Here is a 15,819-nt window from a genome sequence, read left to right on the forward strand (position 1 = left end):
AACGGACGATTTCGGGAACCCTGCATCGAATTTTACGTTTGATTACAAAATCAAAATAGAATAATATGAAAAAAAAGAGTTATAAAATCTGGCAAGTCATCGGCGTTATCATCGCCATCGTTTTATTGATATACTGGCTATTAGCCGTAACCGTCTTAGAGGAAGACGAGAACGTCATCCCCGTGTTAGACGGCACGGAACAAACCACCTTCTAAAGGGATCAGTCATCCGTATTCCGGATGTTTACATTCCAATGCTTGGAAATCAGGGTATCCAAAGCGTAACGTCCCCCTCCGGTAAAAAAGAGTACCACGTATATGCCGAAATAGAGCAGTGGTAACTCTTTTACTTGAAACGGATCGCTGCCATGCACGACAAAAATGACGACAAGCATGGAAAATATCAAGGGTAAGGTGGCTAACCGGGTAAATGCCCCTAATATCAACAAGACGGAGCAACCGACTTCCGCACTAATAATCATGAGCAAAGAGAGGGAACTTCCCAAGCCGATCGGATCGGGGAAGGTAGCCGACAACTCTCCGAAAGAGAGCAATTTAGCAACGCCATGCGTCATCATGGTTATTCCTACTAAAAAACGCAGCAACAAAAGAATCGTATCCGGAAAGCGACTTTCCGAAGAGAGGGTACGGGCAATTATTTTTTTCATAGTAAATTGTTTTTATTTCTTAAACGTAAGGAACAGGACAAAGTTACAAAACCCTAAACGCAAGCCCGGCCAATTGAAAAATTAATCGTACTTTTGCCGTAAAGAACAAAAAGTTATGATTATTGTTATCGGATTAATGGTATGCGGCATTGTCCTCGGATATATCTTCCGGGAAAGGAATCTGAAATTCGTGCATAAAGGAATCAACTATGCCATCTACCTACTGTTGTTTTTGTTAGGGCTAAGCGTCGGAGCCAATGATGATATCATGAATAATTTAGAGACGATCGGGTACGATGCGTTACTGATTACCTTGGGAGCCGCGGGAGGTAGCGTACTATGCGCGTGGGCCGTTTATAAATTCTTTTTTACCGCCACTTCTAAATAAAAGGACCCGATAAAATGAAAGGAAGTATAACCATCGTTGCATTTTTTATAGCAGGCATCCTAATCGCCCGTTTTATCGATATTCCCTCTTCCGTCACGGGAGACAAGCTTACGGTATACGCCCTCTACCTGCTTATGTTTTTAGTAGGAATCAGTATCGGAAGCGATAAAAAAGCGTTACAAGCATTAAGGCGACAAGACCTGAAACTCGTACTCGTTCCGTTAGCCACAATCTTGGGAACCCTTGCCGGTTCCGTTCTGATCAGTTTCGCATTACAAGGCAGGAGTATCACGGATTGCTTAGCCGTGGGGTCCGGTTTCGGCTACTACTCCCTCTCCTCTATTTTTATCACCCAATACAAAGGTGCGGAATTGGGAACGATCGCTTTAGTATCTAACATCATGCGGGAGCTTATCGCTTTATTAGCCGCCCCTCTGCTGGTTCGTTACTTCGGGAAGTTAGCTCCCATATCGGTCGGGGGAGCCACGACCGCAGACACCACGTTACCGATCATCACTAAGTTCAGCGGAAAAGAGTTTGTCATCATCTCCATCATCCACGGGATCACGGTAGACCTAAGCGTTCCTTTTTTAGTCACGTTTTTCTGTACCATCTGATCAACGTTTGGGCCTGATCAGTAACAGATTCCGTTTCACACTATAAGTGTATCGCGTCTCCCGTAAGCATTGTTTCAGGGCCCTTTTCACCGAAACCTCCTTAAAACTCCTTGAAATCAATGGAATTTGCCTTATCTCTTCGTCACAATATAAAAAACGAAGTCCCGTCTCTTCCTGAAAAAACTCCAATACCTCCGCTATCGGGGTATTGAAGAACTCCGCACTTATCCGTTTTTCCGTCTCCCAATAACGAAAAGACAATAAAGTCCCCGACAACAAAATTCCTGTCAACAACACGAAACACATTCTCTTTTTACTTACCGCTTTCTTCATACTCTCAATTACAGGTTTAAAATACCCGAAAAGCATTTTCCACCGGAATACATTCCCCCAACTTCCTCCGCGTACTCCCATTTTCAAACACTTCCCGGGCTTCCTTCAAAACTATTACTATCTACACTCGATTTCCAATAATCCTATTTTTATCCCTATTCTTCTCTCAAAACATTATACTGAATAATGCCAATAATCGTTTCAGCATAATCTATCTATTCATACCGGTGCTCGATTCGAATGATCTCCCCGTTAGGATCCCGGATCGTGTCCGTCACTCGTTTTCGAGGCCGTTTTTTATGGTACTGAACGGTTTTTATCTGCTGTTTCTCCTGCTCGGTAAGAGTATCATAATCTGTAATCTCACGTCCATTTCCAAAAAGAATTGAAAAAACTTTACCAGTAGCGCCCCACACGTAAACTTTTACGGAATAATAATTATGAAATACTTCTTCTTTTATATTGTACGGATATTCAATCGTATAATAAGAACGACCTTTATACCTTTCGATCATTTCTACCGTCATATCTACTGTTTTATCCGATACACGTTGACTTTTAATTACCGGAGGTTTATATTCTCTATAAAAACCAGGACCATGGCGCAATACCACCTCTTTTGCCAACTTTATCAGTTTTTTATTACGTTTTTCCGTGGACAAAGAATCCAAATTCTCTGCCGTGACCACCTCCGATAAGCTTAACAAACCTACCGTCATACAAAATAACGCCAATAATCGTTTCAGCATAATCTATCTATTCATACCGGTGCTCGATTCGAATAATCTCCCCGTTCGGATCCCGAAACGTGTCTCTTACGTGTTTTAAAGGTCTTCTCTTACGATGTTGAACGGTTTTTATTTTCCTTTTTTCTTTCTCGGAAAGCATATCATAATTTTGAATACCAAATCCTCCCCCGAACACGATATAAAAAACTTTACCGGTATCCTTCCACACATAAATCTTAGCAGAATATCCCCCCCAAAACAATTCTTCTTTTTTATTATATGGATACTCTATCGTGTAATAGAAACGATTTCTATACTTTTCGATCATTTCAACCGTCATATCTACCGTTTTATCCGATACTCGTTGACTTTTAATTACTGGAGGTTTATACTCTCTATAAAAACCCGGGCCGTGGCGCAGCACCACCTCCTTTGCCATCTTGATTAACTTTTTATCACGCTTTTCTTTGGATAAAGAATCCAAATTCTCTGCCGTGACCACCTCCGATAAGTTTAACAAACCTATCGTCATCCAGAATAATAGCAATAATCGTTTCATAATCTATTTAAATTTAAGGGGTTTCTCGTCGTTCCCTGCCATAAGTATAATATTTTTTAGGATTATTTTCTATATCTACAGGATTGCCTGCCGATATTCTCCTTTCATAATCATATACAATTCCCGGTAATTCACAATTCAAATCTGCATCAGACGGTCCGACTTCTCTTTCAACTCCTCTTACTGCCCAAGTCAACGGATAATGCGAATGGATAGATCCCACGACCAATAAATTGGCTTCCGTGGGGTCCGGGGTATGTTCGGGATACACAAAATTAACAGTAGCTGTCACATCACGATCCAACGTCACGATTTCTCCCAACACGTCTTCACCCGTGGAGTATTCGCCGGTTGCCGTGTTCAGGTAGATCAGGCTCCCGTATTCCCGAACCTGCCGGCTGTTTTGATTTTGAGTCGCAAATGCGACCGTTTTATTCCAAAGATCGACGGCCCGGGATTTCACCGCGGCATGATCTTTAAATTTAGCGATTCCAGGGTATTTCTCCTCGACTCTTACCACATTGGAATATAGAACACTACCGCTCGGGAGACGAACTTCAGCACGCACTTCAAAAAAACCGGGAGATATAGCCGTCCTTATATAACGAAAAGGATTACAGTCAGATTTCTCTGCAACGACCTGCCATCGCGGCATGCCCTCCCGCCGCATCATCACCTCGATATAAGTCACGGACGGATAAACATTTCCGGAAGACGTACGAGTTATCACTTCAACTTTTATATTATACCCTTTCATTAATTCAACAGAGGTCGTGTTAACATCCAATGTTACTTGAATATTTTCCTCTCCACCGCCACCGGTCCCCGGGTCCGGGGTTGTACTGCCACCGCTTCCCCCGGGACCGGTAGAAGACCCACCGCCTTCTCCTTCCGGATCGACAGGGTCACCGCCTCCCACACCGGGATTTGTTGAACCACCACTACCGCCACCGCCTATATCTATGAGGTAGAAAAGATCTACAACCCCTCTCAACGATTTAAAACTTTCTCTACATTTCCCCATATAAATCTGAAATGTCTGTTTAAGTTTCGGTCTGCTAATATCGCGATCGGAAAAAATAACCGCATCCACATACTCCATGTCGACAAAAATTTCCGGAAGCTTTACACCTCCGGTATATTCAAAAAGATATCTCCCGTGATTCAAAAAAATTTCACGTCGCTTTCTCTCACTAACACCATTGACAACAACCTCCCCATCATTCCCTCCATTAATCAGTTCAATATAATAATCAATATGCACCCTGTAATAGGAAGGCTCTATATGTCTTAATGCACTTTTGTTCCATGCAGTATCCGCCATCTGACCATTTGACCGTGCACCTTCTTCTTCTACAAGCAAATCTTGGGAAACACATAACAAAGAATCAACCTTTAATCCGCGTTGTTTCCATTTTCTGAAAAAAACAGAGCGCATCTCTTTTCGGGCGGGAGGCAATTTTACAAATATCCCCCTATCCACCAAACGGGGAATACCGAGTAGAATCTCCGGTTGCGGATTCCCCGCTATATCCGTAATCACGGGAAAGATCACACAAGCGTCGATTACCCCGAATTTTTCACTTTGAACCGGAATAAGGTAATGAAATCCCTCTCCAAAACCGACGCCGTATTGGACATGGTCCATTACCAACTTTCCCCCGCACGAATCGAGTAGCTGTTTTATCTCCTCTTCCCTATTCTGTTCGTTCACCTTCTCTATGAAAGAAAGACCCACCCGGTTCTCGCCTTTATAATTCAATCCTACATCCGTATCTATAATCTCTATGCCATCGTTACATCCATATAAAAACACTCCGATCAGTACAAGGCAGCATAAATAAATTAATTTTTTCATACTAAATTTTTATAATAATTCGAACTTCATACATTCATCCTTATTATTCGTTTGCCTTTTCCCAAACAGCAAACACAAAAAATTAGTACACGATTGTATTAGCAACTAAGCGTATAACCGCGGTAGCTTTTTAATAAAAGTTACCGTAGTTATATTTCTGGTCGATTCCCCTTTCGTTCACATGAATTCCCTCTTTCATCCAGCGAGGCATAGGAAGTCCTTTCAAATAGTGATCGAAGAACTGTTGCATGCGGAAGGTCCAGTCCCGCTCTGCCGCTTTATTGTAGAGAAAATGGCGTTCTCCCTTATAGTTCAGCAACCAGGCCGATTTTTGCAGTCTTCGCATGGCTAAAAACAGGTTGAGTCCTTCCGAATACGGCACGGCCTCGTCCGCGTCGCAATGGAAAATCAACAGCGGGGTCTGAATCCTATCGGCATACAGGATCGGAGAGTGTTTGATGTACATTTCCGGATCTTCCCACAAGGATTTCCCCAAACGGCTCTGGGTCTCCTCGTACATAAACATGCGAGGCATACCGCTACCCGTACGGATTCCCGTGTAGGCCGATATCATACTGGAAACCGCAGCCCCGGGACTGGCACATTTAAACATATTCGTACGGGTTACCAAATAGGCCACCTGATAGCCGGACCAGCTATGTCCCTGTATTCCTATGCGATCCTTGTCCGCTATTCCCCGGTCGATCAACATCTGCGTCCCGCTCACCACGGCATTGTAACTGCTCTCCCCGGGATCTCCGACGGTGAAATGCACGTCCGGCATAAACACGACATACCCGTTACTCACGTAGGTCACCGTGTTGATCATGCCGCTACTCAGAACGGGCACGATATAGTTGTGCAATTCTCTCGAGTGAGTTTCATAAAAATTCACGATCGTGGGATAAGTTTTCGTGGAGTCGTAATTTTCAGGCAGGTAAAGCAATCCCGCGTTTTCCTTTCCCTCAAAATTGGTCCACTTCACTAACCTTACGTTTCCCCATTTATAGTTTTTCTGCTGCGGATTAGCGTCCGTGATCCGTCGGGGACGTTTGAAGTCGCTCCTGCTCCACCACAAATCCCGGAATTCCGTGTAACTCTGTTTCGTCCAGATACAATTTTTTCCATCTTTCGAAAGTTGGTAGACATTGACGGCAAAAGGTCCCTCGATCAAACGGACAAACTTACTTTCAGGCGTAAAACGATAGATTCCCTGATCACCGTTATCCACCTTGGTGAACTCCAGCAAAAGATCTTTTTTCAAATCGATGATTTTTTCATCGTAATCCCGTTTCAACCAACGGAATGTTCTTTGGGTCTCCCGGCCGTACCCCTTCGTCAAACAATAAGTCTTTGTTTTTCCCGTCAGATCCACCACCCACAAATCGTAACGATCGTAAAGGATCACCCGGTCTCCGTCGGCCGTCCATCCCGCGATACCGTAAGGATCGGCAGGTTTAGGCAGGTCATGCCATTCATCGTGTACCGGATGACCGATAGCCCGGGAGATGTTTTCCTGTTTCCCTGTCCGTGGATCTATCTTATACCAGGCCTTCTCTTTCGCATGATAGAGCACGGCGTATTTCCCGTTGGGACTCCACTGAGGTTCCGTCTCAAAATCTTTCTCCAATACGATCGCTTCACCGGAATTCAGATCTATCAGGTAGATATCGGCATTGATATCGCTCTTCCAATCTGCAAAACGCTTGTAAGGCCCCCTGTCCACGGCAAAAGCGTAATCGTAGTAAGTACTCGCGGGAAGGATCAGTTTCTCCATGTTCTGTGTCGTGATCCGGTAACATTTTCGACGTTCCACGTCATAGGCGAACTTGACGTTACTCGGATTATAGCTGCTTTTACTTTGCTGCAAGGAAGAAACCTCATCGTTCCACGTCCACAATTCCAACTCAAAACTCGTATCCGGCCTCTCCTCCCTTTTCCTTCTTCTCGAAGAGATCGTATCCACATCGATAATTACCCGGTTCCCTCCGTTCGACAACCGGTAGGGACGATTCCGGGCAATATATTGTTCGGATATTCCTATTTTCGTGTAATCCAACAAAAAACGCACGGTTCCGTCCCGTAACGAAAAAACATACAATAGATCCGGATTTTTGATCCTCGAGGTATCCGAGGCAGCCACAAAAGAGCCTTCCGCATTTTGGGGTTGCAAAGTAAAATCCGTAACGATGGCTTTCGCATCATTAAAAAGCACCGCGTGACGACCTTTTAAAGGACCGTAATACAGAATCCCCTCTTTTACATAAAGGATATTTTTCCCCTTGTCCAACAATTTATAATCGCCTATACTATCTATCGCTACCGTATCTCCGGTCTCTATATTCCAACATACCAACCGTTTGGGAGCATCCTTTTCCTCCGACAGTTTATAAGTATAGGTAACTAAATGGCAACCGGAAGATTCCGAAAAATCATACTTCCGGTTCCAGTATATTTTTTTCATATCCCTCAAACGCAGTAAAAAGGTCGAATCCTGCATGCCCGTGGTATCGGCTTCCGGCTTCATCACCGTGTACCTTAACCATTTTCCCCCGGCAAAAAAATTCGGACGGGTCACGCGAGGAAGTTCCCGGGTCTCGCGGGTAGCCGTATTATATAAAAAAGTCGTCGGATCTTTCGGATTGCAATCGCTATCGATAAAAGTAAACTGATAGGCGACCCATTTTCCGTCTTCGGACATGTTCTGGGCATCCACCCGTTTCCACAGCTTATAATCCTCCATCGTCAACCTCTTTTTCTGGGCATACCCTTGAAAGCAACAAGCCGTCATCAAAAGAAATAAAAAGATATTTTTTGTCTTCATCAACGTGAATTATTGTGCCCGATTTAAGATCGTACCACGGGAATAAAACCCGTGGTACGAATCGGACTATTATGAAAAATGGATTAACTAATTTTTCTTCAATGCTTTCTTTATTCTGTAAAGCATCAACTCATAATGTAATTTGGTTTCGCCGGAGCTGTTCACGAGAGCCCGATTAATCAAATCCCTCGTTTTAAACAACATTTCCAGATAGATATGCGCCGTGGAGCCGTTCGAGGCTTCAAAATAAGGAATAGACGAATATCCGGCGATCTCCTCTTCCGAGGAATGATCGAGGGCAAAACGGTTTTGCTCGACAGACTGCATCCGATGAACCAACTCCGTTTCCCAAGGATTCAGCGAACGAAGTCCATCGGAGAATTGCGGGGCAAAAACAGTTGCCGGAGCATCTACGCAGGAGGTGGCGATAATACTGGCTAAAAACAATTGTTCCATATCCATATCGTGTTTCGTCAACGGACGGTTCCGGATGGTATTCTTCCATACCTCGTCATAAATATCCTGAATAAACTCCTCCTGAGTATAATCTCCTCCCGATTTCTGGGCTGCAATTCCCACGTAACGGAAACGGGACATAATACCGTTGAAAATTTCATCTTTCATCTTCAAGGAAGGGAGATCGCTGATCTGCATTCGGGTCAATACCTCTTTGTTGTCGATCCAGGAGAGATCCTTCGATAAATCGAACAGGTATCTCAACACCTCTCTTTGCGTCGCTTTCGGGATAACCTTATAGCTTGGCGCCTGATCCCCCTCTTCCACGTCGAAGATCTCGATACCTCCGATATAGATCATCAAAGGGCGGATGGTCGTTGTAAACAAACCCGTCAACTCCATGTTGAACAGACGACGGGCCTCCATATCCAAATCCCCCTCCTTATACCATTCAAAGAAGTTTTTGATAGCCCCTTTCATATTGGGCAACATATAATTCATGGCCTTAATCGGGTCGTCGCCCAAATCTCCCCGGACAACCTTCGGATCGAACTTGGCCCAGGAATCCGGATTCCGTCTATAAACACAATAGGGTTTTGCCTGCATCTCTTTGATCCATTTCTCCAACACGGGCTTTTCGGCCTTTACCTCTTTTACTCCCGGTATCGGCTTATACAAGTACTTAATCACCTCGTAATCGTACTCGCCCAAGCGATCCTGTACCAATAAAACCCCGTTTTTCACGTCTTCCGGCTGAGCAATACGGTTACAGGGAAAATCATCCATGACGGAAGGAACGATTCCGTATTTTCTCGTGAAAGAGGCCGAACGTAACGAATCCACCGGGTAGGCGGAAGAGGCGGCATAATTATCGGTCAACCCCAGGCAACGCCCGATGACCTGCATCATTTTCGCTTTAATCATCTCCCCGGTCTGCTCGTCGGACAACCGTGCTTTCCGCACGCTCGGGTCTGCCACCATGGTCTCTTCCGTGCGCGATGTATAAAAAACAGAAGCCATATTGGCATGCATATACACGGAGGCATTCAGGATCTCTCCCGTCCGGGGATCCGTATGCATGGAAGTTTGCGGGAAATACATCCACAAAGGAGAGTACCGGATGGTCGAATTCCTGATGTTATTGGCATCGAAAGAGGGATCTTTCGGAAATTCCACGGCTTGTACCACATTTTTTAAACCGATCTTTTCAAAAGCGTCATTCCAGGCTTCGGCTCCCTCTTTCACGTATTTTTTCCAGGTTTCAGGCATAAGCGTGTCGATATAAAAAACGATCGGTTTCTTCACGTCCACCAACTCTCCCCGGCTATACCTCTCCTCGTCAACCGGCTCCAATCTCCACCGTTTCGTGAGGTAATCCTGTTTAATTCCCTCGCAAACTCCGCGCAACTCCGATTGCACGACAGGACTCACCCCGATGCGGGAGTCGGCTAACCGAGGACGCATGGGCTCCTCCGGCAGTATCAACAGAATTTTGTTTACCGTAACGGAAACGGGAACGTCCTTCGCTTGCAGAAAAGCACCAAAAACCAAACGATCCACGTTAAATCCCAGGTTACAGGTTATCACGATATTGTCTTCATTCGCTTTTATTCCCAGTAATTCGGAGCGATGTTCTTGAAATTTATGTACCCGCTGTATAAAACCGAACAACGAATTGCCGGCATAACTGGAAAAAGGATTGGTAAAACGGGAACTCTCCATAAAGAATTTAGTCATATCCACCACGACAGCAGTACTATCGGGTGTATAAGCCTCGATCTTGTAGCTCTGGAAAATACCGGGAGTATTGGAACGTTCGATCATATCGTCGGCATTCTCTCCCATTCCCAGGTTCTTCACCTTACGGCGCAAGACCAACCGGGCTTGCAGCAACGAATCCAATTTCGTAAAACGGAAATGGTTGCCCCGGCCGGCAAATTGACCGACAACCCCCTCCCCGTTATCGCTGATATCTTCAATAGAGGAGGTCAACATCATATCCTTATTCAACAAATTCAAAGGGAACTCCACGTACACCTTTCCATTCATCAGGTGCATCTTCATGAGCCCGTCTGCCGTAACCGCCTTTTTCCCCTTAAACAGCTTGTCGTAAGCCGTCAGGGTCTCCTTTTTTTCCGCCTTCTTTTCTCCTTTTTTCTTTCTGGCCCAAGCACCATGGCTTACACCTATCAATAAAAGAGAAATAAAGCCTATATACATCAATTTTTTCATCTAATTCTCGTTTTTGATTTATGATTGACAAATAACCCGTTTCAAATATTTAGATTCTAAAAGTATCGGACTATTTCTCCAACGCCTTTTCGATCTTATAAATCAACAATTTATAATGTTGTTTCGTATCTGTCGATCCCGTACCGGCTTTACTTTTCAACAAAGCCAATGTTTTTTTCAACGTATCGAAATAGATATGATCCGTCGCGACATAGGGAGCCGTAATCCCCAGGAAAGAACCGAAGCCCATTTGTTCGGCTTTCTCTATCAACCGTTCGGAAATTTCCGGAGCTTCTGTTTTCCGGTTGGTATACATTCCCACAAACTCTTCGGACAAAATTCCGTAAGTCGCCCGGCTTTGTTCTTTCACGAACTCCGGAATGCGAATCATATTCGTTGTCAAGGCGAAAGGAGTCGCTTTCTGAACCGTAGCGATACCTGCCTTACCCATAATCGTACTCAACAAGCCGACCTGAAGATTTTTTTCCAACTGGCTCAATGTTTTACCCTGCCGGGTCGGCGCCCACACGAAATCATAAATATCCTTCATGTACTCCTCCGCCGTGTAAGGTTTATCGAACGTCTTGCTGGCACAAACCATCACGTTAGCCGTCTGTTGGATCAGGGCAAAAAACATCTCATCCTGTATATAGGAAGCGATGTTCCCCCGTAAAGGATAACCCTCCTGCATCTCCTCGGCGTCCAACCAATCCATATCCTTCAACTGGGACAACAGAAATTGGACGGCGCATTTCTGTTTCTCCTTAGCTACCGGAGCGTAACTCGGCAGAGCGTCACCGTCATACCGCTCGTTGATATAGATTCCCCCGATATTCATCAACACGTTATTCAGGTAACGGAAGTATTGATACAAGACCTCGTTATACATATTCAAACGGTATTTATACTCCGGATCGTCTTTTCCTACCCACTCGTTCAAATGAGCCAAAATGACCTTCAGGTTTTTAATACCGTAAGCACCTGCTTTCATCGCGTCGTCTCCCAAATCCTCTTCCAAAGAGCTCGGATCGATGCGCGTGCGGAATTGTTGTTTGCCGTAACGATAGATAGGATCTCCCGATTTTTCAGAAATCCATTTAGCCAAAGTGGGAACCTCGTCTTTCGGAGTCGCGGCGTCTAAAAGAGGAGTATACAACCAGGCGATAGAAAAATAATCGTATACGCCCAATTCAGGCGGTGTCAGTTTCACACCTCTCTCCTTATCTCCCGGCTGTGCCACGTAGTTATTCCGGGCATAATCCATGATGGAATAAGTCGTACCGTATTTCCGAGTGAACGAGGGAGAACGCAACGAATCTACCGGAACTGCGGCAGAAGCAGACATATCGTGCATCAAGGAAAGACAATGTCCTACCTCGTGAGAAACGACATAACGAATACAATCGCCGATTACGTCGTCATCCAAAATCACCTTTCTCACGTCCGGGTCAACAGCGGCCGTGTGCAAGAAACGCCAATCCTGCACCAACTTTATCACGTTGTGGTAAACATAAACCGAAGCATTGATGATCTCTCCCGTTCTCGGGTCCGTCCAGGAAGGGCCCATGGCATTGGCAACCGGAGACGGGGAGTAACGGATACAAGAGTATTTCAAATTATCCGGATCGAAATCCGGATCATCCGTCGGAAAATCTTTGGCAACGATGGCATTCTTAAAACCGATCTTCTCGAAGGTCTTTTGCCAGACCTCCACAGCCTGTTTCATGTAAGGCTTCCACATTTCAGGAAAAGCACTGTCGATATAAAAAACAATTTGTTTTTTAGGTTCCACCAATTCACCCCGACGATAGGCAGCCTCATCTTTCGGCTCCAATCTCCAGCGATTGGCATAGTAAAGAGGTTTCATGCCGTTTCCCTCGTTACTGAATTCCGATCTCCCCTGCCAGAAAATATTGATGCGGGGATCGGCAATCCTCGGACGCATCGGCTCTTCCGGCAAAAGCATAAAAGTACGGGTCATCACAGCCGTAAACGGCTCCTTGTACCAGTAATAAAATTTTCGATCCCTCAAGCTAACTAAATAAGTCAAGGAGGACTGTACGCTGATATTATCATCAAAAGCCTTTATTTTAGCAATTTGAGAATCTCCCTTTTTAAACTCCTTTTCAACCCAGGCACCACCCCACGTGATAGGTGCATAAGGAGAGAAGGGATTCAACTGACCGTTATCGCTCAACAGGAAATCGGTCAGATCGATCACCACGGCCGTACTGTCGGCGTTGTAAGCCTTAATCTCAAAATTTTCGATAATGGCCGGAACCGTACTGGTCGCTATCCGCTCCATCAGGTTTTTATCTTCCGAGGTATACGCGCAAACTACCTGGCGCAGGTTGATCGTAGAGTCCATTTTAGTAAACCGGACGTGCATCGGGTCATGCGGCTTTTCTCCCACGTTCGCGAAACCGTTATTGGTGATTTCCGTCACGGTAGAACCGATCAACATATCCTTTCCCAATATATTCAAGGGCAATTCGAAATAGATCTTATTATCCATCTTGTGAAGGGTTATCAACCCCCTCACGGTCTCACACTTTTTTCCTTTGAACAATTTGTCGTAAGAAGTCTCTTTCTTCTTCTCCACTTTTTCCTCCTTGTTATCCTTTTTCTTTTTTCTGGACGCCCCGTAAACCGGCACCACAGCACTTTGGATAAGCAAAAGGCTCGCTAAAAAAATGACCGTTTTTAGTCTCATAATAACTACATTTAATGATTTTATAAAAATTACAATACAAACTTTATCGCTTCATAAAATAATCCAGATCGGTCTGATAACCGGCCGAATCGTCACCCAAAAGGTATTTGGCAAAGTGATGCCACAACTGGTATTCGAAAAAACGACCGGCATTACCAAACCCGTGATTACAGCCGGGAAGAACATACATATCGAAATTTTTCCGGGCTTTGATCAAAGCATCAGCCATCCGTAAAGTATGAGCCGGATGAACATTATCGTCCATATCGCCTGTCACCAGCAAAAGATGGCCTTTCAGATTTTCGGCCAATGCCTGATTGATAGGTACACTCACCGTGTATTCAAATTCTTTCTCCCGCCTCATTTGTACGTCGATCATCTCGTGGGCTGGACGCAAGCGTTCCCATCCCCCGGACTCTCTTTTTTGCTTTTTCTCCGGTTCCATCCCCCGACGAGTCTCTTTCACCCCGTGATGTGTTTCCACCCATCCCGAATTATAAATCCGGTTGTCGTGATTACCGGCAGAAGAGACGGCTGCAGTGTAAAAATCCGGATAGGTACAGATGGCAGCTACCGACATAAATCCTCCTCCCGAATGGCCGTAAATTCCCACCCTCGAAGCATCGATAAAGGAATAACGATCGGCCAGTTGCTCGATAGCATATTTATCATCCGCCAAAGGGTAATCGCGCAAATTCCCGTATCCGTAGCGGTGGTAGAATTTCCCTCTCAAAGGACTTCCTCCCCGGTGGCCCATAGCCACCACGATAAATCCCAGTTGTGCCAGCTCGGTATTATACCCGTCATCCAACGAGAATGTCGTATTTACATACTCGAAAAAAGGGCCCGGATAGACAGAAGAGATAATCGGGTATTTCTTGTCGGGATTGAAGTCCGCCGGCTTCCACATGATACCGTAAAGGTCGGTCATGCCATCGGCAGCTTTCACCGTAAAACGTTCCGGGGCCCGCCATCCCATCTCGTACAGACGTCGTAGATCGGGTTTGGCCAACTCCATCATGACTTTGCCTTTCCTATCCCGCAAAAGGATTTCAGGTTCGTCGCTTACCGTCGCGTAAATATCTACAAAATAGCGACGCGTGGGAGAGAAAAAGGCCCGATGCCGGGCGTTCTCTCCTCCTAACAATTCAACATTTCCCTTGTCGATGTGCGCCCGGTAGATCAGACTGTAATAGGGATCTACCCCTTTTTCGCGGCCGTAGCCGTAAAAATATACCTCTCTTCTCAACGTATCGACGGAAATTATCGTCCCGGCAACCCAATCGCCGGCCGTGATTACATTCTTCAACACCCCATTCCCGTCGTAATGATAATAATGTCCCCATCCGGTACGTTCCGAACGATAAAGGATATCGTCCCCATCATGAAGAAAGGTGATGTTTTTCATCTGATAATCCACGAACGGCCGATCCTCCTCGTGGATCAGCACTTTCACCTCTCCTGTCTCCGTATCGGCCACACACAGTTCCACCTGGTCCATCGTCCGTTTATACCGTTCGAAATAAATTCTATCGCCTTTTTCCGCCGCATACACCACCTGTATCTCCTGATCCTGCCATTTATCGGCTTTTACCTTCACCGCCTGACGTTTTTCCACGTCGACGATAACCAGTTCCGGCTGAGAAATTTCTTTTGCGCCGGCCATATCGTATTTATATCGTTTTAATACCGGACGAGACTTCGAAAGGACATCAACTAAAAACAGCTCTTCCACCCGTCGGCTATCGTAACGCACGATATAAGCCTTTTTAGAATTTTTAAACCAACGGACTTTACTCTCCTGCTCCCCGTCTCCTGTTTGCGAACCGTCCTTGGCATAAGAAAAATAAAGCTCCCCGTCCACGGTCAACTGTATTTCCGTCGTATCTTTCCCCTTTTCCGGTATCCCTTTCATGTACAGGTTATGCTCTTTCGCGTATAAAATATAACTGCTATCCGGAGCGATAACCATCCAGGAATAACGCTCCCCATCGGCCTGTTCCGGCCTGGCTATCCGTTTTAGCTTCTTTGTATCCAAATGATACTCGCAATGAAGCGTGTCCAGCCTGAACGTGATCGTTTTTTCGTCAGGAGAGAATTTCAAACCGGAAATTTCCAGTTCCCGCGCATGGTAAGCCGCTCGGGTAATCTCACTCGCCTGTCGTGCCACATCTTCATTTTCGAACAGGAGTCGTTTTACCCCTTTTACCGGGTCCACGTAATAAAAGCTTTTCCCTTCCTCCGTGGTAAAATCAAACCAGAAACGATCCGAATTATTGACATACCTCGGGTACATGTCTAAACTAAACTTGGACAAATGTCCGAAAGAAAGATTCCGAAACTTCTCTGCCAATTCGTAATTGGCCTTTTGCTGAGCCGTAGCCGTCAAAACCATCCCCAACAGCAAAACAGGAATTAAAATAATACGCATCATCTAAAAATTA

General features: G+C 45.2%; 12 protein-coding genes. 3 read left to right on the forward strand and 9 right to left on the reverse strand.

From position 1 onward, the window contains the following. Positions 1 to 65 precede the first annotated feature (65 nt). Positions 66 to 215: a hypothetical protein gene (locus NVS78_RS01030; RefSeq protein ID WP_162835846.1), complete on the forward strand. Its 150-nt coding sequence runs from the start codon at positions 66 to 68 to the stop codon at positions 213 to 215. A gap of 5 nt (positions 216 to 220) precedes the next feature. On the opposite strand, the gene NVS78_RS01035 is transcribed toward NVS78_RS01030, so the two are convergent. After that, on the reverse strand, positions 221 to 667 hold the full coding sequence (locus NVS78_RS01035; protein ID WP_286357544.1) for a DoxX family protein: 447 nt from the start codon (positions 665 to 667) through the stop codon (positions 221 to 223). Between the two features lie 115 nt (positions 668 to 782). Between NVS78_RS01035 and NVS78_RS01040 the strand changes: the two genes are divergently transcribed. Together NVS78_RS01040 and NVS78_RS01045 are read left to right on the forward strand one after the other, a co-directional pair. Further along, positions 783 to 1,055: a LysO family transporter gene (locus NVS78_RS01040; RefSeq protein WP_041502797.1), complete on the forward strand. Its 273-nt coding sequence runs from the start codon at positions 783 to 785 to the stop codon at positions 1,053 to 1,055. A 14-nt stretch (positions 1,056 to 1,069) separates the two neighbouring features. Further along, positions 1,070 to 1,672 (forward strand): LysO family transporter, encoded by a 603-nt coding sequence (locus tag NVS78_RS01045; RefSeq protein WP_286357545.1) that lies wholly within the window; start codon positions 1,070 to 1,072, stop codon positions 1,670 to 1,672. Here the strand turns inward: NVS78_RS01045 and NVS78_RS01050 are convergent, their stop codons facing one another. The 8 genes from NVS78_RS01050 to NVS78_RS01085 form a co-directional block, all read right to left on the reverse strand. Next, positions 1,673 to 2,005, reverse strand: coding sequence for an STN domain-containing protein (locus NVS78_RS01050; protein ID WP_286357546.1), 333 nt, complete (start codon positions 2,003 to 2,005; stop codon positions 1,673 to 1,675). It lies immediately after the preceding gene. A gap of 215 nt (positions 2,006 to 2,220) precedes the next feature. Then, complete coding sequence (locus NVS78_RS01055; protein WP_286357547.1) at positions 2,221 to 2,754, reverse strand: hypothetical protein; 534 nt, start codon at positions 2,752 to 2,754, stop codon at positions 2,221 to 2,223. Positions 2,755 to 2,761: 7 nt separating this feature from the next. Further along, positions 2,762 to 3,292 (reverse strand): hypothetical protein, encoded by a 531-nt coding sequence (locus tag NVS78_RS01060; RefSeq protein ID WP_286357548.1) that lies wholly within the window; start codon positions 3,290 to 3,292, stop codon positions 2,762 to 2,764. Between the two features lie 13 nt (positions 3,293 to 3,305). Further along, positions 3,306 to 5,150, reverse strand: coding sequence for a hypothetical protein (locus tag NVS78_RS01065; protein WP_286357549.1), 1,845 nt, complete (start codon positions 5,148 to 5,150; stop codon positions 3,306 to 3,308). A 130-nt stretch (positions 5,151 to 5,280) separates the two neighbouring features. Continuing rightward, positions 5,281 to 7,974: a S9 family peptidase gene (locus NVS78_RS01070; protein WP_286357550.1), complete on the reverse strand. Its 2,694-nt coding sequence runs from the start codon at positions 7,972 to 7,974 to the stop codon at positions 5,281 to 5,283. Positions 7,975 to 8,061: 87 nt separating this feature from the next. Next, the gene (locus NVS78_RS01075; RefSeq protein WP_286357551.1) at positions 8,062 to 10,662 is read right to left on the reverse strand and encodes a zinc-dependent metalloprotease; all 2,601 of its coding nucleotides are present in this window, start codon (positions 10,660 to 10,662) and stop codon (positions 8,062 to 8,064) included. 70 nt (positions 10,663 to 10,732) lie between these two features. Next, positions 10,733 to 13,375: a zinc-dependent metalloprotease gene (locus tag NVS78_RS01080; protein WP_286357552.1), complete on the reverse strand. Its 2,643-nt coding sequence runs from the start codon at positions 13,373 to 13,375 to the stop codon at positions 10,733 to 10,735. A gap of 43 nt (positions 13,376 to 13,418) precedes the next feature. Further along, positions 13,419 to 15,806 carry a S9 family peptidase gene (locus NVS78_RS01085; protein WP_434802121.1) on the reverse strand — a complete coding sequence of 796 codons (2,388 nt, stop codon included), beginning with the start codon at positions 15,804 to 15,806 and terminating at the stop codon, positions 13,419 to 13,421. Positions 15,807 to 15,819 lie beyond the last annotated feature (13 nt).

The organism is Gabonibacter chumensis (genome assembly GCF_024741215.1).
Taxonomy (GTDB): domain Bacteria; phylum Bacteroidota; class Bacteroidia; order Bacteroidales; family Marinifilaceae; genus Gabonibacter; species Gabonibacter massiliensis.